Here is a 22,702-nt window from a genome sequence, read left to right on the forward strand (position 1 = left end):
TACGAACACCTCACCCAACGAAAGCCATCCGATGAAGATCTCGCGCCGCCGCAAGGCGCTCGTAGCACTGCTCGCCGTCTCCCTTCTGGCGCTCGCGGGTTGTGGGTCGCCGACCGGCGCCTCCGCCGGCAACGTCGTCAAATGGGGACAATCCGGCCCGCCGCCGGGCGACTGGGACCCCATCGTCACCGGTGCCACCGGCGCCACCGTCAACCTGACGCCCATCTACGAACCCTTGCTGACCCAGGACGAGAACGGAAATCCCGCACCGGCTCTCGCGGAGAGTTGGAAGTACAACGCGGACGGGACCGCGGTGACGTTCACGCTGCGTCCGGGATTGACCTTCCACGACGGCAGTCCGGTGAACGCGGAAGCGGTGAAGTACTACATCGACCGTGCGATCAACCAGGAGAACAGCGCGCTCGCGGGGTCGTACCGCAACATCGAGAACGTGGTCGTGGACGACGACCTGAACTTCACCGTCAATCTGAAGAGCGTCGACTACCAGATCCCGTATCTGTTCAGCATCCGCGCCGGACTCATCACGAGCAAGGTGGCCAGTGAGAACGACGCCGAGGCCCTCAACACCCGCAATCCGGTCGGCGCCGGCCCGTTCAAAGTCGTCGAACTCGTCCCCGAGTCGCACATCATCCTCGAGAAGTTCCAGGACTACTGGGATGCCGACAACATCAAGATCGACCGCATGGAGATCCGATTCGGCAACGACGCCACGAGCCTCGTCTCCTCGTCGCAGACCGGCGTCTACAACCTCGTCACCCTCGACCCGACCCAGATCCAACGAGCTCGCGATGCCGGTCTCGACATCGTCCGGGACATCTCCAAGAACTGGGTGGTCCAGTTCCTCAGCGTCAATCGCAGTCTCGAGCCGTTCGACGACCCGCGTGTGGTGGAGGCGTTCCGCTCGGCGATCGACTCACAGGAGTTCGTCGACAAGGTGACCGTCGGCGAAGGGCAGGTCGCACACCAGCTGTTGCCCAAGGGGCATCCGCTGTACGCCGAGGAACTCGAGGGCGCGTTCCAGTACGACCCCGAGAAGGCGAAGAGCCTGCTCGCGGCGGCGGGTTACCCCGGTGGTCTGGACATCACGCTGGATGCGTATCCGGGTTCCACCGACGCTCAGCTCGAACTGATCCAAGCGCAACTCGCCGCGATCGGGGTGCGCGTCACCATCAACAAGAATCCGAACTGGTCGAAGGGTTACTTCGGCAAGACCCAGGCGCTGGCCTCCTACGGATATGTGGGTCGCAACTCACAGGCGCAGACGTTGACCGAACACTACGACGTCGACGGGGTACTCAACCTGAGTTCGCCGTACTCTCCCGGTGCATTCCAGTCGGCCCTCACCGCGATGCGTGCAACGCCGATCGATGCCCCCGACTACCTGGACAAGGCGCGCGCGGCCTCGGTCGCCGGGTTCCTCGAAGGTTCCACGATCCCGCTCTATGCATCGGCCACCACGTGGGCGACGTCGTCGGGCCTGTCGTCGAACTTCGACAACCGCGAGGGGTTCCTCAACTGGCGCGGCATCACCGTCGGCGCGAACAGTTGATCGACTCCGCCCGCCATCGCTCGACACGACCATCTCAGACCTAGGACATCCCATGTCTCTGCTCCCTGTTCGCCCGGGCCTCGCCCTGTTCGAGGTGCCTCTCACCGAGACAGATGCCGCTACGGGGTACGACGTCCTGCTCACCAACGCCGTGCAGGCAGAAGCCCTGGGTTATCAGACGTACTGGGTGGCGGAAGGCCGATTCTCCAACATCGGTCTCCCGTCCTCGCTGGTCCTTCTCAGCGCGCTGTCGCAGCGCACGCACCGGTTGCGCCTCGGTACCGCGGTCATTCCGCTGGCGTTCGATCATCCTCTGCGCCTTGCTGAGTCGGCGTCGGTCGTCAACACGCTGAGCGGCGACCGGCTCGAACTCGGTGTCGGCAAGGGCAACGGTGGCGGGTTCTCCACGGCCGCGTACAACGTGTACGAACTGGACGAGGCGCAGCGCGAGGAGTTGTATCGGGACGCGCTCGCGCGGTTGCGGGACGCGTTCCAGCTCGAGCATGTCTCAGACGGGCAGGCGTTCGGCTTCTACCCGCCCGCGGGCCATCTACCGCAACGACTCTGGCAGGCGACCTCGAAACCGGACACCGCACGAGACATCGGGCGAACGGGCGATGGACTGCAACTCCATCGGTTTGCTCAGGGCGGACCCACCGGCGAGGTGCAGGCACTCCTCGTCGAGGCATATGTGAGCGAGCTTCCGTCTGAGCGCACGCCGCGGATCGGGGTGTCCCGGTCGGTGCTACCTGCCGAGAGCAAGAAGGACGCGAGACGTCTGTTCGCCGACTACCTGGAGCGCAACCCGACGGCACTGCCGTGGGCCACTCCCGGCACGTCGGTCGCAGATCTCATGCGCGACTTCTACATCCTGCACGGCACCCCTGAGGAGATCGTCGCCGAGCTCGCCGCGGACTCGGCGGCCAATGCGGCGACCGACTATCTCTTCAGCGTGCCGTTGGGCCTGTCCGATCGCCACTATCGCAACAGCCTGGCGGTGATCGCCGAGGTCATCCATCCCCAGCTGCCGGCGACACCGTACTCCGAACCCGGCCTGGCGCAGGCGGCCGCGCCAGTCGCGGTCAGCTGAACCAGCTCACCCAGGAGAAGTCATGGTCATCACACCGGTGAGCGAGCCTCGCAACCGAGAACCCCTAGCCTCGACGCCCAGCAGTGCCGGGCCACGGCGTCGGCGCTCGCGAGCCTCCACCGCGCGACGTGTCGGCGTCACGCTTCTGCGCTCGATCGGGATCTTCATACCGGTCTTCATCATCGCGACGTTCATCACCTTCTCGCTGCAGGCGGTCAGCGGCCTGTCCCCCGCCTATCTGCAGGCGGGGGACAACGCCACGCCCGAACTCGTCGCCCAGATCGAGCGCGAATGGGGACTCGACCGTCCCTTCCTGATCCAGTATTTCGACTGGTTCGGTGCGGTCCTGCGGGGCGACCTCGGCAACAGCTGGCACAACGGTTTTCCGGTGTCGGAGATCCTCTTCGACCGAGCACTCATCAGTCTTTCGATCGCCGGCTTGGCCCTCGTCATCGGAGTGGTGGTGGGTCTCGCTCTCGGCGGCTTGGCGGCGTCTCGCCCGACATCGCTTCTCGACCGGTCGATCACCGCATTCTCCACCCTGATCTCCACGATGCCGCCGTTCATCGTGGGCATCCTTCTCGTGTCGATCTTCGCTGTCGGTCTCGGATGGTTCCCCGCTGCCGGTTACACCCCGATGGCCGATGGGTTCGGTTCCTGGCTCTGGTTCGCCACCCTGCCCGCGATCGCATTGAGCGTCGACACCGTTGCCGAGGTCGCGCGTCAGACACGGGTCGGCCTCGTCGACGCCTACGACCAGAATTACATTGTCGGCGCACAGGTTCGAGGGCTCGGATCTCGCCGCATCTTCTTCGTCCACGCGCTGCGGAACGGTATCGGTCCGACGCTGGCGCTACTCGGCCTCAAGTTTCCCGCCCTGCTCGGCGGAGCGGTCGTGACCGAGGCCATTTTCGGTATCGCGGGCTACGGCCGATTCGCGGCCGACGCGGCACAGCGGGGCGACGTGCCCGCGGTCCAGGGCGTCCTCGTCATCTCGATCGTGTTGGTGGTCGGATTCAACCTGATCGTCAACATCCTGTTGAACCGGCTCGTACCCGCGTCGACGAGAGGTCTCTGACATGTCCGCGACATCTGGGCGGTCCGCAGCGGCCGCATTGCCTTGGTCGTCATCGGTTTCGCCTTCTTCCTCGTCGCTTTCGGACCACTACTGGCGCCGTACGACCCGTTGGCGGGCTCGCCGGACATCCTGGCCGGACCGTCGGCTCAGCATTGGTTCGGTACGGACTACCTCGGTCGTGACACCCTCAGCCGGCTGCTGGCCGGAACCCCGTTGAGCCTGCTCAGTGCCGTCGAGGTCGCGGTGATAGGGCTCGTGATCGGGGCTGTTCCCGGCGTTCTGTCTGTGTACTCCGGCCGCCTGTTCGAATGGTCGACTCTCCGTCTCGTCGACACCCTCGTCGCCCTGCCGTTCCTGGTCTTCGCCGTTGCGGTCACGGCGCTGCTCGGTAACGCCGTCACTCAGGCGATGATCGTCGTCGGCGTGCTCACCGCGCCCGCCTTCTACCGGGTCGCCCGCGCCGCGACCCTCGCGGTGGCCCATTCCCAGTACGTCGAAGCAGCCCGGATCGCCGGCGCGGATGTGTCCTGGATCGTCCGCAAACACGTCGTCAAGAAGGTCCTGCCGGCCGTCGCCGTGGTGTTCGCGAGCATGCTCGGCGTCGGACTCATCACGGTTGCGGCACTGAGCTTCCTCGGCATCGGCGTCCAACCGCCTGCTCCGACGTGGGGTGGAATGCTCGCGTCGGACCTGGGCTACCTCACGTTCCGTCCATATGCCCCGTTGATCCCGGCAATCCCCATCATCGCCGTCGTCTGGGCGTTCAACGTCCTGGCCGACGTCATCCGCGATGTCCGGGGCGTCTCCGGCCGTCGGTTGCTCACACGTACGCCCCGCCGGGACGAGACCACCGCACCATCCGCCACCACACAGGGAGCCTGACCGCGATGACGTTTCACACGACTCTCGCCCAGCCAGTCACGGCCGAAACCGCCTCCGAGACAGTCGGTCACCCGCCCGCGGAGACGATCCTGCGTGTCGACGGGCTCCGAATCGCCGATCTCGTCAGCGGTTCGACACTCGTCGACGGGGTCGACTTCGAACTCCGGCGGGGAGAGACCCTCGGCATCGTCGGGGAGTCCGGAAGTGGGAAGTCGATCAGTCTCAGAGCGGTACTCGGTCTTTTGCCGACGGGGTTGACGATCACCGGGGGAACCATCGAGCTGTTTGGCGAGGACACATCCGGCCACCGCGCCTCGGACTGGAATCGGTTGCGGGGCAGTGGCATCACCGCGGTGTTTCAGGACCCGGGGTCGTACCTGAATCCGTCCCTCCCCATCGGACGGCAGATCGTCGAAGTTCTGCGGGTCAAGCGTGGACTCGGACGTCGGGCGGCCGGCAACCGGGCGCTCGAGCTTCTCGGCGAGGTGCGAATCCGAGAGCCTGAGTGGGTTTCTCGGCAATATCCCCATGAACTCTCGGGCGGGATGTTGCAGCGGGTCGCCCTCGCCATCGCGATCTCCCTCGAACCCCGCATCTTGATCGCCGACGAGGCGACGACCGCCCTCGACGTGACCGTCCAGGCCGAGGTGCTCGATCTGATCGCCGATCTCGTCGAGCGTCATGACCTGTCGCTCATCGTGGTTTCCCACGACCTCGCGGTGGTGTCCCAGGTCGCCGACCAGGTGATCGTGTTCCGCGATGGTGTCGTCGTCGACCGCGGTCCCACTTCCCACGTGCTGCACCGCCCGACTCACGACTACACGCGGCTGCTCGTCGACGAGCACGAGCGCTACGGCATCGGCCGCTACACGGAGGACGTCGCACATGTCTGAGCCGAGACCGCTTCTCGACGTCCGTGACCTCAGGGTCGCCTACGGTCGCGGACATCGTCGCCGGCAGGTGCTCCGCGACGTCAGCTTCAGAATCGCGCCCGGCGAGGCTCTGGGTCTGGTGGGTGAGACCGGGTCGGGCAAGTCGACCATCGCGCGCGCTGTCCTCGGTCTCATCGAGGTCGACGACGGGGAAGTCCGCATCGACGGCGCCGAGGTGACGTCATTCGATCGCGCGCGCTGGCGGGCGTTTCGCCGCGAGGGGGTCGTGCAGTACGTGTTCCAGGACCCGCTGCGGAGCCTCGATCCGGAACGGACCATCGCACAGTCCCTCGCCGAACCCCTCGAGATCAGCGGCCGGTACCGGCGCGATGAGATCGAGGCCAAGGTCGAGGCGAGGCTCGGGAGTGTCTCGCTCGAAACGGACGTCCTCGGCAGGTTTCCTGCCGAGATCTCCGGCGGTCAACGTCAGCGAGTCGCGGTCGCCCGGGCCCTCATCACCGATCCGCGGTTGGTCATCCTCGACGAGCCGGTGAGCGCGCTGGATTCGGCGAATCGCGTGAACGTGATCGAGATCCTCGCTTCGCTTCGCGACGCGGGCACCACCATGTTGTTCATCTCCCATGACCTCGGATCGGTCGCGGGGGTGACGGACCGCCTTCTCGTTCTCTATCGCGGGTCGATCGTCGAAGACGGCGCCACCGGCGAGGTGCTCCGCCGGCCTGAGCACCCGTACAGTCGGCTGCTCGTCAAGTCCGCGCCGACCCTGCGGGGTGGGGCCACCGATCGCCTCGAGCGCGAACAACTCCGGCGGTTGGTCGCCGAGCATGACGACGCTGTCCGACAGGCCTAATGCGCCAGTCCCAACGCGTCCGCCCCCAGCACCGCGGCAGCGGCATTGCGACCGGGGATGCCGCTGACCCCGCCGCCGCGTCGCGCGCCCGCACCGCACAGCAGCACCCGCGGATGTGGGGTCTCCACACCCCAGGTGCCCACCTCGGCGGCCGTCTCGGCCCACGGCCACCGCAGCGCACCGTGGAAGATGTGGCCGCCGGGGAGACCGAGGGTCTCCTCGAGGTCTTGCGGCGTCTTCACCTCGATGCACGGGCGACCGTCGAGATCATGGGCGATGACCGACTGGATCGGTTCGCCGAGTACCGCGTTGAGGGACGCGAAGGTCGCGCCGACCGCGTGGTCGACGGCGCCCGGCTCATCGAACACCTCCGGCGGCATGTGCAGGCCGAACAACGTCAGCGTGTGTCGCCCGGTGAGTTCCGGACCGAGGATCGACGGGTCGGAGAGCGTGTGGCAGTAGATCTCGCACGGCGGTAGCGCGGGCACCTCGCCTCGGGACGCCTGACGCCAAGCCGCGTGCAGCTGCGATGCGGACTCGTTGATGTGGAAGGTCCCGGAGAAGGCCGCGTGGGGTGACACCGCGTCGTCGCGCAGACGCGGCAGCCGGTCGAGCAGGAGATTGATCTTGAGCTGTGACCCGCGCGCCTCGGTGTCGCAGGGGATCGGTGTGCCGTCGAGGACGGTGTTGAACACCTGTGGCGCGCACGCGGCGTAGATCATCGACCCGCGGACGGTTCCGGATTCGATCTCGACGGTCCCGTCGACCGGATCGATGCCGGTGATGGTGACGCCGGTCCGGATCTCGGCACCGGCCGACGTCGCCGCCTGGTAGAGCGCGCCCGACACCGCACCCATCCCGCCGACGGGCACGTCCCAGTCCCCGGAACCGCCGCCGATCACGTGGTAAAGGAAGCAGACGTTCTGGTGCAGGCCCGGATCGTCGAGGTCGGCGAAGGTGCCGATGAGCCCGTCGGTGGCCGCGATCCCGCGAACCAGGTCGTCGTCGAAGTACTGCCCGAGCATGGTGCCGAGCGGCAGTGTGGTGAGCGCCTCCCACAGTTCGGCGGTCGACGTATCGGTACCGACGACCAGTTCGTGCATCTCGGCGGCGGTGCGCAGCGGTTGCGTCATGGTCGGGAAGACCCGTTCGGCGACCGCGGACACCCTGCGATAGAACGACTGCCACGCGGGAAAACCGAGGTCTGAGCCGGTGACCCGCCGGAACGACGCGGCCGTCGCAGCGTCGTCCAGGTTGTCGACGAGGATCCCTCGCCCCGGATCCGTCGGCAGCGGCGTATACGACGAGTAGCGCCGTCGGATGAGCTCGATGTCGAGGTCGAGATCGGCGATGATCTCGCGCGGCATCAACGACACCAGGTAGGAGTACCTGGACAGTCGCGCCGACAGCCCGGGAAACGGCGTCGCCGAGACGGACGCCCCGCCGACGTGGTCGGCCTTCTCGAGCACGAGCACGCGGCGTCCGGCACGGGCGAGGTAGGCCGCGGTGGTCAGCCCGTTGTGCCCGGCGCCGACCACGATGTCGTCGTACGACAAGTCTTCGGTGCCCATCCGCCCAGCGTTCCAGATCGACCGGCGGCGCAGGACGCGGTTGTCGACATATCCTGATGCGGTGGACGTCCCCTCGGTCGAGCTCAGCAACGGCACCGCGATCCCCATGGTGGGGCTCGGCACCTACAACATGCTCGGCAGGCCGTGCGTCAGCGCGGTCGGGTCGGCCATCAAGGCCGGCTATCGGCTGCTCGACACCGCCCCGCGCTACAGCAATGAACTCAGCGTCGGCATGGGGCTTCACGGTGCCGGCGTCCCCCGCGACGAGCTGGTCGTGCAGACGAAACTCGGGGGTGGCGACCAGGGCTTCGACGAGGCGATCAATGCTGCCAAGGAGAGTGCGCGACGCCTCGGGGTGGCCCACATCGACGTCTACCTCATCCACTGGCCGTGCCCGAGCCTCGGTCGCACCGTCGACTCGTGGAAGGCCCTGCTGACGCTGGCCGACGAGGGATATGTCCGCACGCCCGGCGTCTCGAACTTCAAGCAGCACCACCTACAGATGCTGTTCGACGAGACGGGGCGGTGGCCGGTGCTCAACCAGATCCAGTGCTCGCCGGTCCTGCCGCGCACCGAACTGCGAGAGTTCATGGCCGAGAAAGGTATTCACGCGCAGGCGTGGCATCCGACGGGTCGCAAGGAGGGGCTGCTCGCCGATCCGGTCATCCTCCGCATCGCACGTAAGTACGGCAAGTCACCCACGCAGATCGCGTTGCGGTGGTCAGTGCAACACGGGATCAGCGTCGTCCCCAAGTCGTCGCACACGGGTAGGCAGCTCGAGAACGCCGACCTGTTCGACTTCGCGCTCGACGATGCCGATCTCGCGGATCTCGCCACCCTCGACCGCGGCGAACGCGCCGCCCGCGACTCCGACGTCGACGAGGAGTTCTGACTCGCCCGTCGACTGTGCGTCCGTTTCCGTCGACCGTGCGTCCGTTTTCGTCGACTGTGCGTCGCCATCCGTCGACCGTGCGTCGACTTTCGTCGACCGTGCAGCAAACCTCGTTGACTGGGCGGCAAATCTCGTCGACTGTGCGTTCTCGGATCAGCGGATCTTGAAGATGACCATCCGCTGGACGACGAAGTTGATGACCGTTGCCGTGCCTTGGGCGACGACGTAGGCCGCGAAGCTGTACAGCAGTGTCTCCTGCCATGCATGCGACAGGGCCGTGTAGATGCCGACGTTGACGAAGTAGGTCACCACGTAGAGGGCGACGACCGACGCGAACCGCGCCATGCTCGGCTCAGCTCTGAACGTCCATCGACGATTCAGCAGGTACGCGACCGTGGTGCCCAGGATGAACCCCGCGGACTTGGCCGGCCAGAACGGCAGGTCCAGGCCGTATTGCAAGAGGATCGTCAACCCGAAGTCCAGGAGCCCGGAGAACCCGCCGGTGATGACGAAGCGAATGAGCTGGGTCTTCAGGCTGACATTCGTCGATGCCTCTTCGTCGTCGAGCGGGAGCTCGATCGGCATCGGCGCATGCCGCGTGGCGAAGTCCTCGTGGCTCGGGTCTTCGTCATCGCGGACGTGGTCACCAGGGTCGGGTCGAGACACGCTGACACCCTAGCCGACAAGGTCCTGGCAACCGTCCCGACGGGCGTGTGGTGGGGTTCGGGCGCCCAGTCGACGGATATAGACGCACAGTCGACGGGATCGGACGCCCAGTCGACGGAAACAGGCGCCCAGTCGACGGGATCGGACGCCCAGTCGACGAAATCGGACGCACGGTCGACGAGATCGGACGCACGGTCGACGGAAAACGACGCACGGTCGACGGGGTCGTCAGGCCCGCTGGGGCACCTCGGGTGGGATGGCCGCCAACAGCTTGCGGGTGTAATCGGTCGCCGGGTCGTGCAGGATTTCCGACGCCGGCCCGCTCTCGACGACCTTGCCCTCCTGCATCACCGCGACGGTGTCGCTGATCTGCTCCACGACGGCGAGGTCGTGCGCGATGAACAGGTAGGTGAGGTTCTTCTCGCGCTGCAGCTCGGCGAGCAGGTCCAGCACGCTGGCCTGCACGGAGACATCGAGCGACGCGGTCGACTCGTCGAGGATCAGGATCTCCGGGTCCGAGGCCAGCGCACGCGCGATGCTCACCCGCTGCCGCTGTCCGCCGGACATCTCGTGCGGATAGCGGTCGAGGAACGACGCGTCCAGGCTGACGTCGGCGAGCAGCTGCTCGGCGCGTTGCCGCGTCCCGTTGCGGCTGTCGGCCAGGTCGTGCGTCCGCAATGGTTCGGCGATCGACGCGGCCACGGTCATGCGCGGGTCGAGTGATGCAGCCGGGTCTTGGAAGACCATCGCGACCCGACGCCGGAGCAGGGCCTCGTCGGACCCACCGACTCCGACGGCCTCCACCTCGTGGCCGTCGACGCTGACGGTCACGCTTCCCCGCACCGTCGTCCCCTGGGCGGAGGTGATGAGACCGGTGACGACACCGGCGATCGTCGACTTACCCGAACCGGATTCGCCGACGATGCCGAGCGTCCGACCGCGGTCGACCTGCAGGTCCACACCGTCGACGGCGTGCACCACCTGGCGTCCCGACGGTCCGCGGACCACGTAGTCGACGCCCAACCCCGTGACACGTAACAGGGGGTCGGCATCGATCTGCTTCTCGAGGGCCGGGGCGTCGCCGCGCTCCGCGACCTTGCTCAGCAGCGGACGCGAATCGAGCAGCGTGCGAGTGTAATCGTCCTGCGGATCGTCGAACAGCGTTGAGACGTCGCTGCTCTCGACGATCCGCCCCTCGCGCATGACCATCACGCGGTCGGCGATCCGACCGATGACGCCGAGGTCGTGGCTGATCCACAGGACCGCCATTCCTCGGTCGCGCTGGAGTTCGGCGACGAGGTCGATGATCTGTGCCTGCGTGGTGACATCGAGTGCGGTGGTGGCCTCGTCGGCGATGAGCAGTTCGGGATCGCAGGCCAGTGCGATCGCGATCATCACGCGCTGTCGTTGGCCGCCGGACAGCTGGTGTGGGTAGGCGCGCAGACGGCTCTCGGGATCGGGGAGGTTCACGTCGCGTAGTAGCTTCAACGCGCGTTCCCGTGCCTGGGCACGTGTGAGGCCCAGGTGGCGTCGTGGTCCCTCGGTGAGTTGTTGCTCGACGGTGAGGAGGGGATTGAGGCTCGACGACGGGTCCTGGAAGACGAATCCGACGCGCGAACCGTGCAGTGCCCGAAGTCTTGCCGGTGTGGCGCCGACGATCTCGGTGTCACCGAGAACCGCCGATCCATGGACATAGGCGCTCGGCGCGTCGAACAGTCCGGTCGCCGACAGGACGCTCAGCGACTTGCCCGATCCGCTCTCCCCGACGATGCCGAGCGTTTCACCCGGTGCGACGGAGAAGCTGATGCCGTGCACGATCTCTCGCGGGCCGACACCGACGACGAGATCCTCGACGCGCAGGACCGAACCGTCGGATTCGCGGCGCTCCGCGGTCGAGGGTCTTGTCACCGTCGGCGACTTGCGCTCGTGTCCCCGGTTGCGCAGCAGCGTGCGCTGACGCGGGTCGAGTACGTCGCGGACGCCGTCACCGATGAGGTTGAACGCGAAGACCGTCACCAGGATGGCCAGACCGGGAAAGACGCCCATCCACCAGGCGGTGGTGATGAAACCCTGTGCGTCGAAGAGCATCCGGCCCCACGACGGGTCGGGCGGTTGAACACCGAGGCCGAGGAACGACAGTGCCGCCTCCGACAGGATGGCGAACGCCAGCGAGATCGAGGTCTGGACGATGACCGGTCCGGAGATGTTCGGCAGCACATGGCGTGCCAGGATCGCCGGCGTCCGCACACCCATCGTGCGTGCCGCCTGGACGTACTGGGTCTGCCTCACCCGCAACGTGTCCGCCCGGGCGACGCGGGCGAAGATCGGTATGTACACGACGCCGATCGCGATCATCGCCGAGGTGACGCCTGGCCCCAGGACGGCGACGATGGCCAGCGCCAACAGCAGGACCGGGAACGAGAACACGACGTCGACGATGCGCATGAGCGCCGTGTCGAGGACACCACCCGCGAAACCCGCGACCATGCCGAGGATCACGCCGACCGTGAGGGAGATGGCGACCGCGATGACCGCCACCCGCATGCTCACCGATGCGGCGAGCACGACCCGCGAGAAGACGTCGCGCCCCAGGTCGTCGGTGCCGAACAGGTGCGACCAGCTCGGCGCCTGCAGCGCATTCGGGACGTCGATCTCGTTGGCGCCGTACGGAGCGATGAGTGGACCGAACACCGCACAGACCAGCACCACCGCGATGATGACGAGCCCGATCACCGATGTGCGATTGCGCAACAGCAGGCGCCAGGCCGAGTCGGTCGGCGCGCCGGAGCTCGATGCCCCGGTGGCCGACTCGTCGGCGGTGCCCGGCTCGGGAGGATCGGGTGAGGTGAGGGTCATGACAGTCGGATCCTGGGATCGATGACGGCGTAGAGGATGTCGACGACGAGGTTGACGACCAGGAAGATCACCGCGATGAGCAGGATCGCGCCCTGCAGGACCGGGTAATCACGGGCGGCGACGGAGTCGTAGACCAGCAGGCCCAGCCCGGGCCAGGCAAACACGACCTCGACGACGATGACACCGCCCAGCAGGCCGGCGAACTGGATACCGGAGATCGTCAGGACGGGTACGAGCGCGTTGCGGCCGACGTGGTCGAGCATGACCTTTCTGGTGCTCAGACCCTTGGACTCCGCGGTGGTGACGAACTGCGCGTTGACCACGTCGAGCACGGACGAACGGACGTACCGGGTCATGATCGCCCCCGTGACCACCCCGACCGTGATCGCCGGGAGCACAAGGTGTTCGAGCCACCCGAGCGGGTCGTCGGCGAACGGTTGATACCCGGCGGAGGGCAGCCAACCGAGCGCGGTGGAGAACAGCCCGATCAGCAGGATGCCCATCCAGAAGTCGGGCACGGAGATCCCGAACTGACTCACGACGCGAATCACGTTGTCGGCCATACGTCCTTCGCGCAGTGCGGCCCAGAACCCCAGCGGGACGGCGATGAGCAACGCGACGACGATCGCCGCGGTCGCCAGTGTAATGGTGGCGGGGAGCCTTTCGAACAGCATCGTCGTCACCGGTTCGCTGTTGCGGAAGCTGACTCCGAGATCGCCGGTGAAGGCGTTTCCGACGTAGTTGACCAGTTGTGTGGCCAGCGGCTGGTCGAGACCGGACGCGCTGCGCAGTGCCTCATACGATTCCGGGGTGTAGCGGGTGCCCAGGGCGATGCGCACCGGATCGCCGGGAACGATCTGCATCAGGAAGAACACCGCGACGATCACGCCGAGAAGCACTGCGACCGTGTAGAGCAGTCGCACGAGGATGAAACGCAGCAGCGGTGATTGCAGGGCGGTCATCTCAGCTCCTCTCCAACCGGGCGTTGCGGAACCGGATGGCCTTGTCCGGGCGGACGACGTACCCCTGCAGCTGGGTCACGAAGGCCTGCGTCGACGACGGGTTGTAGAGGTAGAGATAGCTGACGTCGTCGGCGATGATGCTCGCGGCGTCGGCATATGTCTGCTTTCGCGTCTCGACGTCGAGTTCGGTTCGGCCGCGATCCAACAGCGCGTCGACCTCGGGGTTCGAGTACTTCTGGGAGTTCGAGGTGCCCTCGGAATGATGTTGGGCGTAGTAGAAGTCGTCCGGGTCGATGTTGCCCAGCCAGCCGAGCAGCAGAGCGTCGAAGTCGCCTGCCGCCTGACGGTCGAGCCACGCACCGAAGTCGAGCTGTTCGATCTTGACCGTGATGCCCACGTCCTCCAGGTTCGAGGCGATCACCTGTGCCGCGGTCACCGTCTCGGGATATTCGGTGGTGACCATCAGCCGCATGTCGAGGCCGCGGATTCCGGCCTGACGCAACAGCTCTTTCGACTTCGCGACCGCGGCGTCGCGATCGAGGCCCGCGGTGTAACGGTCATAGGCGGCGAACCAGGGACTGGTCGACGGAATGGCGAGCTGGTTCGGTGTCGCGGTCCCGTAGCCGACGACCTGGGCGATCGAGTCGCGATCGAGTGCGTAGGCGACGGCTTGTCGGACCCGGGTGTCCCCGAACGGTTCGGCGTCGAAGTTCATCGTGACGTACCAGTAGTCGTTGGCGACCACGGTGCCCACGTCGAGTGTGTCGTCGCGGCGCAGGATGCTCAGCTGCTGAGCGGGAATGGCATCGGTCCAGTCGATCTCGCCGGAACGCAGTGCCGACACCGCGGTGGTTCCCTGCGAGATGAAGCTGAAGTGGACGCCGTCGACGGCGGGTGCGCCACCCCAGTAGTCGGGGTTGGCCGCGAGGACGATCGAGGCGCCCGGAGAGCGGGAGACGAAGCGGAACGGACCTGTTCCCACGGGCGTGGTGGCGATCTCGCCGGATTCGACATTTCGCCGGTTCACGATGGCCAGGCCTTTGAACCCGCCGATGCTGGTGAGGAGATTGGGCGTGGGAGCGGTGACGGTGAACCTGACCCGGCGTTCGTCGAGCGCGGTGATCGAAGCGATGGCATCGAGTTTGTATGCGTTAGAGAGCTCTTCGTCGATGATCCGACGGAAGGAGTATTCGACGTCGGCCGCGGTGAGCGGGTCGCCGTTGTGGAACGTGACCCCGTCGCGCAGGGTGAAGTCCCAGTTCAACCCGTCGGCGTCGACCACCCAGCTCTCGGCCAGGGCAGGCCGCATCTGCAGCTTCTCGTCGGGCTCGACGAGGGTGTCGAAGACGTTCTCGAGAACTTCGAACGTGAAGTAGGAACTCGATTTCTGCGGATCGAGCTGATCGGGCTCACCCGCGATGGCTGCCTTGATCGTGTTGGCGGTGTCCGATGATCCACCACCGCATGCGGCCAGGAGTGACGCGCCGAGGATCGTCGTGCCCGCGACACCGGCGACCCGGAAGAATCCGCGCCTGCTCAGCGACGACGACATCGACCCCGCGGCCGAATCGGTCATCGCTGTCCTCCCGCCCGAGGTGTTCACTCACCGGGTTGTGCGCACTTGTCCGTTCGTGCAGTCTGCCCCAGGGTGTGGGGTGGTGCAACAACGGTGGCGGCGGCGCGTCGGGTCCATGCGGTGCGTCGAGTCCGGTGGGCGGACTCCGATTTCAGCCGTTCACTTTGGCGATCACGTTGTCGGCGTACCAGTTCAGGTGATCGATCTTGGTCTGCAGCGGCTCGGTGTCCTCGCCCATCACGTAGGGGAGTCGGAAACCGACGATCACGTCGGTGATCCCCTTGTCTTCCAGACGTTTACAACCATCGACCGAGTAGGCGTCCATCGAGATGACGTGGATTTCGAAGGGGTCGTTGGTCTTGCCCTCGGCCTTGCGTATCTCGGCGATCCGGTCGAGGAGCGTGTCGAGTTCCTCGGGCGGCCCGCCACCGTGCATCCAGCCGTCACCCCGGATGACCGCACGACGCAGCGCGGCATCGGCATGCCCGCCGACGAGCAGCGGGATGGGCTCGGTGGGTGCGGGGGTCATCTTGATCTTGGGGATGTCATAGAACTCACCGTGGAACTCGAAGTACTCGCCGGTGGTGAGACCGCGGATGATGTCCATGCACTCGTCCATCCGCTTCCCGCGACGCTTGAAGTCCACGCCCATGAAGTCGTAGTCCTCGGGCCAGGGGCTCGTGCCGACACCCATCGCGAACCGGTTGTTCGTCAGATAGGCCACCGAGCTCGCCTGCTTGGCGACCAGCGCCGGCGGCCGGACCGGGAGTTTCACCACGAAGGGTGTGAAACGGATGGTCGAGGTGACCGCACCGAGAGCAGCAGCCTGGATGAACGTCTCGATGAACGCCTTGCCGTCGAGGAACTCGCGGTTGCCGTCGGGGGTGTACGGATACTTCGCGTCCGACTCCTCGGGATAGGCGAGCGAGTCGGGAATGGTGAAACCGGCGTACCCCGCCGACTCCGCGGCCTGCGCGAGCGGCGCGTAGTACGACGGATCGGTCATGGCCTCGGCGAACGTGAACCGCATCATGCTCCTCGGGACGGCAAGTGGAACTGTCCTCACAGTAGAACACGTTCTAGTTCCGTGGCATGGAGTTCGTCATTGTGGCAGGTGGGCGCCGTCCGGACGACACCCTTGCTCCAACTGACCGATCGGTCTAATATCTGTCCATGCGGTCAGGATCAACTACGGGTCGGACGTTTGCCGACGAGGCGAGGCGACGTCAGATCGTGGCGTGTGCCATCGAGTTGATTGCCGAGGTGGGGTACCCGACGGCGTCGCTGGCAAAGATCGCTGAACGCGCCGGAATTGCGAAAAGTGCTGTGCTGTACCATTTTCGTGGCAAAGACGAATTGGTTTCGGCGATCGTCGAAACGGTCTTCGAGGCGTCGGCCACGACAATGATTCCCCGCATCGTCGCGCAGACGAGCGCGACCGACCGTCTGCGCGCCTACATCGAGTCGAACGGCGAGTTCCTGGATGTCCACCGGCAAGAGGCCGTCGCGCTGTACGAGATCTCGGTCAGCTACCGGGACAAACGGGGTCTCCGGTTCGATCAGGCCGTGCAAGCATCCGTTGATGATGCCGGCGTCCCTCCGGAGCTCGCGCTGCTCGATCCGTTGTCCATCCTCGGCGACGGAATCCGAGACGGCGAATTCGACGCCACCGCAGCACCGGCGGTGGTGAAGAGCATCGTCCGCTCTTCTCTTGACGGCGTGGTCCGCGAACTGGCGCGTGACAGTGACTACGACGTCCTCGGTCACACGTCGGCACTGGCCTCGATCATCATCTCAGCGATCGGAAGATGACCATGAGCACACGAATCACCATCCTGGCTTTCGGCACGCGGGGGGACGTCGGGCCCATGACCGGTCTGGCGGCGGGACTCGCGGAACACCTGGGCGCGACAGTGGCGATCGCCGCGCAGCGTCCCTACGAATCGATGATCACCGGGTCCGGGTTCGAGTACCGACATCTCCCGCGAGACACCGAGGCCGATACTCGTGCGTCGACGTACGGACAGGCCATGGTCGACGGGCGCCGACTCAAACCCTCCAAGGAGGCGCTCGAGGGTATGCGCGAGGATCTCCGCGGCGTCGGCGAGGCGATGGCCGTTGCCGCTGAGGACGCCGACTTGATTCTCTGTGGCGGCCCGGTCGGCACGATGCTCGGTTGGCACGTTGCCGAAGCAAGCGGGCGGCCGAGTGCCGCGGTGGTCCTACAACCGTCGTATCCCACCGGGAACTTTGCGCCACCGCCACTCGGCACACGTTCATACGGTCGCTGGGGAAACCGTGTGGCGTGGAATCTGGCCGCCGCCGGTGAGAAGTTCTTCGCGCCTTTGATCGGTGACCTCCGTCGGACCCTGGGTCTGCCCGCTCAGTCAGTCGGCGCTCGTCGGCGCCTGCAACGACGCTGGACCCAGCTGTGTGGGTTCAGCAGTCACGTTGTGCCGACTCCGCGTGATTGGCCGGATCATGTGCACACGACCGGATACTGGTGGCCTGTGGACAGTTCCGCCGCGAAGCCTTCCGCCGAGCTACTCGACTTCCTCGACGACGGTCCTCCACCGGTATTCGTCGGCCTCGGCAGTACAGCCATCAGCAACGGGGAAGAAATCAGTAGGATCGTCGCGGACGCGCTGCGCCACACCGGTCGAAGGGGTGTCCTACAGCGCGGGTGGGCTCGACTGGATGGTGGCAACGACACCACAACACTGCACACCATCGATGATGTGTCCCATGCGTGGCTCTTTCCGCGGACTGCCGGGGTGGTACACCACTGTGGAGCGGGGACCACTGCCTCGGCATTGCGATCGGCAACCCCCTCTATCGCCTTGCCCGGGATCATAGATCAGCCGTTCTGGGCTCACCGTCTCCGGCAACTGGGGTGTTCCCCCCGCCCGATTCCGCGCAGCACACTGACCGCCGGGCAGCTCAACGAAGCGATCACCGAAGCGGTCGACGATGGCCGATACCGCCACGCTGCGACCGAGCTCTCGGCCAAGCTGTCCTCCGAGGACGGGCCGCTGGCCGCGGCCCGGGTGGTGGAAGCTTTGCTCTAGCGCAGAGCCTTCAGCGGATTGGCTGCCGTCGCGCCGGGGCCGGCGTGCACGCGGAGGTCGCCGACGGCGATGTGCTCGCCGCACGCCGAGCACGTCGGTTCCACGGTCATCGTCTGCCCGCACGAATGGGTCGACACCACCGGCGCACCGTCTTCCGCGGTCCACTTGTCGCCCCACTGACGCAGCGCGGCCAGGACGGTCCAAAGGTCGCGCCCCTTCTCGGTCAGGCGGTAGTCGTAGCGCACCGGGTTGTCTTGATACGGCTCCTTGGTCAGGACGCCGTGCTCCACGAGGGTGTCCAGTCGCTGGGTGAGGACATTGCGGGCGATGCCGAGGTGTGACGAGAAGTCGTCGAACCGTGTCACCCCGAACATCGCATCCCGAACGATGAGCAGCGTCCACCATTCTCCGACGATCTCCAGTGTCTGGGCGATCGAGCAGTTCATCTCGGCGAACGAGGCGCGGCGCATGAGATCCAGACTAGTGGGTTGCGTGATGCAACTCAACCTGCTTGCATGAGTTGCGTGAAGCAACTCAGCAGGCTAAGCACCGTCGGCGACGGATTGTTGGACAGTTTCGGGGCGATTCCCGTGGGTGGGGGTCGTTGGTCGGCGACCATCGACCCCTCATGGTGGGGATGGTCGGGTCCGCACGGCGGTGCGATCGCGGCGCTGGCCGTCCGGGTCGGTGCCGATGCGGCGCCAGATGCATCGGTGCGCGCTCTCGATCTGCGATTCGTTGGCAAGCCACACGGCGGGGAGTTGCTACTGACGCCGTCGGTGCGGGAGGTCGGCCGGTATACCCGGATCGTCGATGTCACGGTCACGCAGGCCGATGTCGAGATCGCGACGGCGTCGGTCACCGCCGGGCACGTCGGCGAAACCGATCCCGCAGATGTGGTCGACCGGGTCTCAGGCGTGCCTGGTCCGGAAGGGTTGGCCGCGTTCATGATTCCGCCCGAGATCGTGGCGATGGGTGCGCAACTGGACCTGCGGCCGGTCGACGGCCCGCTCCCGCTCACCGGCGCGAGCGAGTCGTGGATGCGCGCCTGGATCACCACTCGCACCCCGATGGGCGTCGATGCCGCCTACCTCGCACTGCTCGCAGACTGTCTGCCGCCCGCGGTGTTCCCGACTCTGACTGCGCCCCTCGCACTTCCGACGGTCGCCTTCTCCATGCACGTGACCGCCCCGTTGGACGATCCGACACCGGCGCCGGTTCTCGTGGACACGCGTAACACGTCGACGTCCGGTGGATGGTCGGTGGACGACACCTCGCTGCGCGACCGCAACGGCCGACTCCTGGCCTCCGCACGCCAGAGTCGTCGCGTTCTGGGGTGGCCGACCCGATGACCGCCACCAGCACCGGAACTTCCACCCCGGCCACACTTCACGAGCGTCCGGGCATCGTCCTGCTCATCTTGTCCGGGGCCGCGTTCATGGCCAGCCTCGACGTGTTCATCGTGAACGTGGCCTTCGACGACATCGGTGCCGACTTCGCCGACGCGACGCTGTCGCAGATGTCGTGGATCCTCAACGCCTACGCCATTCTGTATGCCGCACTGCTGGTTCCGGCCGGGCGGATCGTCGACCGGTACGGTCGCAAGGGTGGATTCCTACTCGGTCTGGCGATCTTCACCGTCGCGAGTGCCGCATGTGCTGCAGCGCAGGGGGTGTGGTGGCTGGTGGCATTCCGGGCGCTGCAGGCGCTCGGCGCGGCGATCCTGACCCCGGCGAGTCTGGGGCTGGTGGTCTCGACGATCCCGCCGGAGCGCCGCGCCCGGTCGGTCCGCATCTGGGCCGCCACCGGGGCACTCGCCGCGGCGTTCGGGCCCGCTGTCGGCGGACTGCTGGTCGAGGCGTCGTGGCGCTGGGTCTTCCTGGTCAACGTGCCTGTCGGCCTGGCGGCAATCGTTGCCGGAGCGATCGTGCTGGCCCGTCCCCGGAACGACTCGGTCAGCGGCTTTCCGGATGCACTGGGTGCGACGCTGCTCGTCGTGTCGGTCGGTGCGCTCACGCTCGGCCTGGTCCAGGGAAGTGAGTGGGGCTGGTCGGACTTCCGGATCACCGGGGCATGGGTGATCGCCGTGGTGGCCCTGATCGGGTTCATCGTCAGTTCGATGCACCACGACGAACCGGTCATCGCGCCGGCTCTGCTCCGGGTCCGGGCGTTCTCCGTCGCCAACGTGACGATGCTCCTGTTCTCGATCCCGTTTGCCGGCGCACTGCTCGCGAATATCCTGTGGCTGCAGCAGGTCTGGGGTTTCTCGCCGATCGCGACGGGACTCGCGGTGTCGACCGGACCGCTGACGGTCCCGATCTTCGCGGCCGTCTCCCATCGTCTGAGCGCACGCGTGCCGGTCGGTGTGCTCGTCGCAATCGGGTGCGCATTGTTCGGACTCGGCATCGTGCTCGTCGCCCTGTCGGTCGACGCCACACCCGATTTCGCATCGGAGATACTGCCGGGGTGGCTGATCGGTGGCGTGGGAGTGGGATTCGCGTTGCCGTCGATCCTGTCGTCGGCGACCGCCGACCTACCCGCTGATCAGGCGGCGACGGGGAGCGCGGTGGTGAACATGAGCCGCCAGATCGGCATGTCCCTCGGCGTCAGCATGCTGGTCGCGATCATCGGTACGTCGGTCGTGTACACAGACGTGCACCAGTCGTTCGTGACCGCGTGGTGGGTTCTCGCGGGAATCGCTGCGCTGGGGGCTGTTTCAGCGTTGGGGATGACCCCGCGGCATGGTGCTCCCTGATCCGAAAGAAGCGCCCCCTCTGCTCCCTGAGGTGGCCGGACCCATTGCTCCCTGAGGTGCGAGGAGCGCAAGCGACGAGCCTCGAAGGGGCTTGGTGACGTGCCTTGCGAGACCCTTCGTGGCTCGCTTCGCTCGCACCTCAGGGAGCGCGGGCGGGCTCGCTTCGCTCGCACCTCAGGGAGCGCGGGCGGGCGGGTTCGTCTCACCTCAGGGAGCGGTGCAGGACCAAACGCTCAGGGCCGCGTGAACCGTTCCCGGCGACCGAGGCCGCGAAGTCGTACCCACTCGGCGAATCCCTTCGGATCGCGTTGCTGCACAAGGAAGAACCATCCGAACCGGGCGTACTCCTGGGGCAGCAGCTTCCGGAGCCCGGGCTGGCTCATCAGATAACCGCGGTTGCGATACGTGAAGAACCGCTTGGTCTCGTTGTCGGGATACTGGGTGTGCATGCGACCGCCGAGAATCGGGCGGAACTCCGCCGACCCGTCCGGGTGCAGGTAGCCCGCGCGCAGGCACGTGCCGAAGCGCACACCCGATCGCACCAGACGACGGTGCACCTCGACCTCGTCGCCGCGGAAGAACAGCCGCAAGTCTGGGACACCCACCTGCTCGAGGCACCGTGCGGAGAACAATGCACCGTTGAACAGCGACGCGATGCCCGGCAACAAGTCATCGTCTTGGGTCTCACCGTCGGCAAACAACTCCGACCGCTTCCGCCGCCACACGAGCCCACGACGCAGCGGGAAGGCGAGCGTGTCCGGGTCGTCGAGGTTGGCGACCACCGGCGACACCTCGTCGAGGTCATGCCGTGCGGCGCAGTCAAGCAGCGTCGAGAGCACCGTGGGTCCGTCGGGGCGCCCGTCGTCGTCGGCGCACCAGACCCAGTCGGCGCCGAGAGCGAGGGCGTGCAGCATGCCGAGGGCGAAGCCGCCGGCGCCGCCGAGGTTGCGCTGCGAACCCAGGTACGTCGTCGGAACCGGCTGTGCGGCAACCAGTGCGGCCACCGCAGGCTCGTCGGCGTTGTCGACGACGATCAAGTGGTCGACGGGCCGGTCCTGTCCCGACACCACGGCGAGCGACTCCGCCAGCAGCTCGACGCGACGGTGGGTGACCACCACCGCGACCACCTTGTGGCCGGGGGTGCCGTCGGTCACTCCGGCTTCCCCTGCGCGTCGGACTTCTCGATGTCGGCGATCACTTTCCGGACATGCGCCGCGGCGTCGGGTCCCTCGTATGCACCGACGACCTCTTCGATGCCGCCTTCCATCCGGACCTGACCGTGGTCGATCCACAGGGCGCGGTCGCACAGCTGGGCCAAGAACTCGTTGGAATGGCTGGCGAACACCAGGATTCCCGACCGTTCGACGAGCGCCTGGAGTCGGCCACGTGCCTTGCGCATGAAGTCCGCGTCGACCGCGCCGATGCCCTCGTCGAGGATGAGGATCTCGGGGTCGATGGAGGTCACCACGCCGAGCGCGATACGCACGCGCATGCCGGTCGAGTAGGTGCGCAGCGGCATCTGCAGGTAGTCGCCGAGCTCGGTGAACTCCGCGATGTCGTCGATCTTCTTGAGCATCTCCTTGCGGGTCATGCCCAGGAACATGCCGCGGATGATGATGTTCTCGTATCCGGAGATCTCCGGATCCATACCCACACCGAGGTCGAAGACCGGTGCGACCCGGCCCTGGACGCGACACGCCCCGCGGGTCGGTTCGTAGATGCCGGAGAGCAGGCGCAACAGCGTCGACTTGCCCGCGCCGTTGTGCCCGACGAGACCGACACGGTCACCGTGCTTCAGGTGCAGGTTGATGTCCTTGAGCGCCTCGACGACCACCACGTTCGACTCGGTCGAGCCGATCACGCCGCCGGCCGCGCCGATCACCGACTTCTTCAGCGAGCGCGTCTTGGCGTCGAAGATGGGGAAGTCGACACACGCGTCCCAGGTGTCGACCCGGACCCGATCGTCGACGGGGTTGCTGTTCTTGGCCATCTC

At 66.4% G+C, this 22,702-nt stretch carries 20 protein-coding genes; 11 read left to right on the top strand and 9 right to left on the bottom strand.

The features are described from left to right. Nucleotides 1-31: 31 nt before the first annotated feature. From MAY35_RS09175 to MAY35_RS09200, 6 genes are read left to right on the top strand one after another with little or no spacing between them, the layout of a single operon-like run. Nucleotides 32-1,570 carry an ABC transporter substrate-binding protein gene (locus MAY35_RS09175; RefSeq protein ID WP_238420940.1) on the top strand — a complete coding sequence of 513 codons (1,539 nt, stop codon included), beginning with the start codon at nt 32-34 and terminating at the stop codon, nt 1,568-1,570. 52 nt (nt 1,571-1,622) lie between these two features. Then, entirely contained in the window at nt 1,623-2,660 is a 1,038-nt protein-coding gene (locus MAY35_RS09180; RefSeq protein WP_238420942.1) for an LLM class flavin-dependent oxidoreductase, read from the top strand. A gap of 22 nt (nt 2,661-2,682) precedes the next feature. Then, nucleotides 2,683-3,738: an ABC transporter permease gene (locus tag MAY35_RS09185; protein WP_238420944.1), complete on the top strand. Its 1,056-nt coding sequence runs from the start codon at nt 2,683-2,685 to the stop codon at nt 3,736-3,738. Nucleotides 3,739-3,780: 42 nt separating this feature from the next. After that, nucleotides 3,781-4,620, top strand: coding sequence for an ABC transporter permease (locus MAY35_RS09190; RefSeq protein ID WP_238420946.1), 840 nt, complete (start codon nt 3,781-3,783; stop codon nt 4,618-4,620). 5 nt (nt 4,621-4,625) lie between these two features. Continuing rightward, entirely contained in the window at nt 4,626-5,513 is an 888-nt protein-coding gene (locus MAY35_RS09195) for an ABC transporter ATP-binding protein (protein WP_238420948.1), read from the top strand. Beyond that, nucleotides 5,506-6,363, top strand: a complete 858-nt coding sequence (locus tag MAY35_RS09200; RefSeq protein ID WP_238420950.1) for an ABC transporter ATP-binding protein — start codon at nt 5,506-5,508, stop codon at nt 6,361-6,363. The genes MAY35_RS09195 and MAY35_RS09200 overlap by 8 nt, the downstream gene beginning before the upstream one ends. On the opposite strand, the gene MAY35_RS09205 is transcribed toward MAY35_RS09200, so the two are convergent. Next, nucleotides 6,360-7,934 (bottom strand): NAD(P)/FAD-dependent oxidoreductase, encoded by a 1,575-nt coding sequence (locus MAY35_RS09205; RefSeq protein ID WP_238420952.1) that lies wholly within the window; start codon nt 7,932-7,934, stop codon nt 6,360-6,362. The two genes, MAY35_RS09200 and MAY35_RS09205, sit on opposite strands and share 4 nt — an antisense overlap. A 61-nt stretch (nt 7,935-7,995) precedes the next feature. On the opposite strand from MAY35_RS09205, the gene MAY35_RS09210 reads away from it, so the two are divergent. Next, nucleotides 7,996-8,826, top strand: coding sequence for an aldo/keto reductase (locus tag MAY35_RS09210; protein WP_238420954.1), 831 nt, complete (start codon nt 7,996-7,998; stop codon nt 8,824-8,826). Nucleotides 8,827-8,979: 153 nt separating this feature from the next. On the opposite strand, the gene MAY35_RS09215 is transcribed toward MAY35_RS09210, so the two are convergent. The 5 genes from MAY35_RS09215 to MAY35_RS09235 form a co-directional block, all read right to left on the bottom strand. Continuing rightward, nucleotides 8,980-9,492, bottom strand: coding sequence for a GtrA family protein (locus MAY35_RS09215; RefSeq protein ID WP_238420957.1), 513 nt, complete (start codon nt 9,490-9,492; stop codon nt 8,980-8,982). A 228-nt stretch (nt 9,493-9,720) separates the two neighbouring features. Continuing rightward, nucleotides 9,721-12,348: a dipeptide ABC transporter ATP-binding protein gene (locus MAY35_RS09220; RefSeq protein WP_238420959.1), complete on the bottom strand. Its 2,628-nt coding sequence runs from the start codon at nt 12,346-12,348 to the stop codon at nt 9,721-9,723. Further along, nucleotides 12,345-13,310: an ABC transporter permease gene (locus tag MAY35_RS09225; RefSeq protein WP_004021820.1), complete on the bottom strand. Its 966-nt coding sequence runs from the start codon at nt 13,308-13,310 to the stop codon at nt 12,345-12,347. The genes MAY35_RS09220 and MAY35_RS09225 overlap by 4 nt, the downstream gene beginning before the upstream one ends. 1 nt (nt 13,311) lies before the next feature. Next, nucleotides 13,312-14,886 carry an ABC transporter substrate-binding protein gene (locus MAY35_RS09230; RefSeq protein WP_238420961.1) on the bottom strand — a complete coding sequence of 525 codons (1,575 nt, stop codon included), beginning with the start codon at nt 14,884-14,886 and terminating at the stop codon, nt 13,312-13,314. 151 nt (nt 14,887-15,037) lie between these two features. Further along, nucleotides 15,038-15,916: a TIGR03619 family F420-dependent LLM class oxidoreductase gene (locus MAY35_RS09235; protein WP_238420963.1), complete on the bottom strand. Its 879-nt coding sequence runs from the start codon at nt 15,914-15,916 to the stop codon at nt 15,038-15,040. 143 nt (nt 15,917-16,059) lie between these two features. Between MAY35_RS09235 and MAY35_RS09240 the strand changes: the two genes are divergently transcribed. After that, nucleotides 16,060-16,698 (top strand): TetR/AcrR family transcriptional regulator, encoded by a 639-nt coding sequence (locus MAY35_RS09240; protein WP_281063118.1) that lies wholly within the window; start codon nt 16,060-16,062, stop codon nt 16,696-16,698. Between the two features lie 2 nt (nt 16,699-16,700). Further along, entirely contained in the window at nt 16,701-17,954 is a 1,254-nt protein-coding gene (locus tag MAY35_RS09245; protein WP_238420968.1) for a glycosyltransferase, read from the top strand. Here MAY35_RS09245 and MAY35_RS09250 read toward each other — a convergent pair. Then, entirely contained in the window at nt 17,951-18,424 is a 474-nt protein-coding gene (locus tag MAY35_RS09250) for a helix-turn-helix domain-containing protein (protein WP_238420970.1), read from the bottom strand. The genes MAY35_RS09245 and MAY35_RS09250 overlap by 4 nt on opposite strands. Nucleotides 18,425-18,478: 54 nt before the next feature. Between MAY35_RS09250 and MAY35_RS09255 the strand changes: the two genes are divergently transcribed. Together MAY35_RS09255 and MAY35_RS09260 are read left to right on the top strand one after the other, a co-directional pair. Further along, a complete protein-coding gene (locus MAY35_RS09255; RefSeq protein ID WP_238421055.1) occupies nt 18,479-19,306 on the top strand; it encodes an acyl-CoA thioesterase II in 828 nt (275 codons plus the stop codon). Then, on the top strand, nt 19,303-20,709 hold the full coding sequence (locus tag MAY35_RS09260) for a DHA2 family efflux MFS transporter permease subunit (RefSeq protein ID WP_238420972.1): 1,407 nt from the start codon (nt 19,303-19,305) through the stop codon (nt 20,707-20,709). Before MAY35_RS09255 ends, MAY35_RS09260 begins: the two co-directional genes overlap by 4 nt. 233 nt (nt 20,710-20,942) lie before the next feature. Here the strand turns inward: MAY35_RS09260 and MAY35_RS09265 are convergent, their stop codons facing one another. Continuing rightward, complete coding sequence (locus MAY35_RS09265; protein WP_238420975.1) at nt 20,943-21,863, bottom strand: glycosyltransferase; 921 nt, start codon at nt 21,861-21,863, stop codon at nt 20,943-20,945. After that, on the bottom strand, nt 21,860-22,699 hold the full coding sequence (locus MAY35_RS09270; RefSeq protein ID WP_238420977.1) for an ABC transporter ATP-binding protein: 840 nt from the start codon (nt 22,697-22,699) through the stop codon (nt 21,860-21,862). The genes MAY35_RS09265 and MAY35_RS09270 overlap by 4 nt, the downstream gene beginning before the upstream one ends. Between the last annotated feature and the right edge of the window lie 3 nt (nt 22,700-22,702).

Origin of the sequence: Gordonia sp. 'Campus' (genome assembly GCF_022206305.1) — a bacterium.
Taxonomy (GTDB): domain Bacteria; phylum Actinomycetota; class Actinomycetes; order Mycobacteriales; family Mycobacteriaceae; genus Gordonia.

What these genes read in the sequence shown, in the direction of transcription:
- MAY35_RS09175 (WP_238420940.1), top strand. Translation starts at nt 32, where the DNA reads ATGAAGATCTCGCGCCGCCGCAAGGCGCTCGTAGCACTGCTCGCCGTC.
- MAY35_RS09180 (WP_238420942.1), top strand. Translation starts at nt 1,623, where the DNA reads ATGTCTCTGCTCCCTGTTCGCCCGGGCCTCGCCCTGTTCGAGGTGCCT.
- MAY35_RS09185 (WP_238420944.1), top strand. Translation starts at nt 2,683, where the DNA reads ATGGTCATCACACCGGTGAGCGAGCCTCGCAACCGAGAACCCCTAGCC.
- MAY35_RS09195 (WP_238420948.1), top strand. Translation starts at nt 4,626, where the DNA reads ATGACGTTTCACACGACTCTCGCCCAGCCAGTCACGGCCGAAACCGCC.
- MAY35_RS09200 (WP_238420950.1), top strand. Translation starts at nt 5,506, where the DNA reads ATGTCTGAGCCGAGACCGCTTCTCGACGTCCGTGACCTCAGGGTCGCC.
- MAY35_RS09205 (WP_238420952.1), bottom strand. Translation starts at nt 7,934, where the DNA reads ATGGGCACCGAAGACTTGTCGTACGACGACATCGTGGTCGGCGCCGGG.
- MAY35_RS09220 (WP_238420959.1), bottom strand. Translation starts at nt 12,348, where the DNA reads ATGACCCTCACCTCACCCGATCCTCCCGAGCCGGGCACCGCCGACGAG.
- MAY35_RS09225 (WP_004021820.1), bottom strand. Translation starts at nt 13,310, where the DNA reads ATGACCGCCCTGCAATCACCGCTGCTGCGTTTCATCCTCGTGCGACTG.
- MAY35_RS09230 (WP_238420961.1), bottom strand. Translation starts at nt 14,886, where the DNA reads ATGACCGATTCGGCCGCGGGGTCGATGTCGTCGTCGCTGAGCAGGCGC.
- MAY35_RS09235 (WP_238420963.1), bottom strand. Translation starts at nt 15,916, where the DNA reads ATGCGGTTCACGTTCGCCGAGGCCATGACCGATCCGTCGTACTACGCG.
- MAY35_RS09240 (WP_281063118.1), top strand. Translation starts at nt 16,060, where the DNA reads ATGCGGTCAGGATCAACTACGGGTCGGACGTTTGCCGACGAGGCGAGG.
- MAY35_RS09245 (WP_238420968.1), top strand. Translation starts at nt 16,701, where the DNA reads ATGAGCACACGAATCACCATCCTGGCTTTCGGCACGCGGGGGGACGTC.
- MAY35_RS09250 (WP_238420970.1), bottom strand. Translation starts at nt 18,424, where the DNA reads ATGCGCCGCGCCTCGTTCGCCGAGATGAACTGCTCGATCGCCCAGACA.
- MAY35_RS09260 (WP_238420972.1), top strand. Translation starts at nt 19,303, where the DNA reads ATGACCGCCACCAGCACCGGAACTTCCACCCCGGCCACACTTCACGAG.
- MAY35_RS09270 (WP_238420977.1), bottom strand. Translation starts at nt 22,699, where the DNA reads ATGGCCAAGAACAGCAACCCCGTCGACGATCGGGTCCGGGTCGACACC.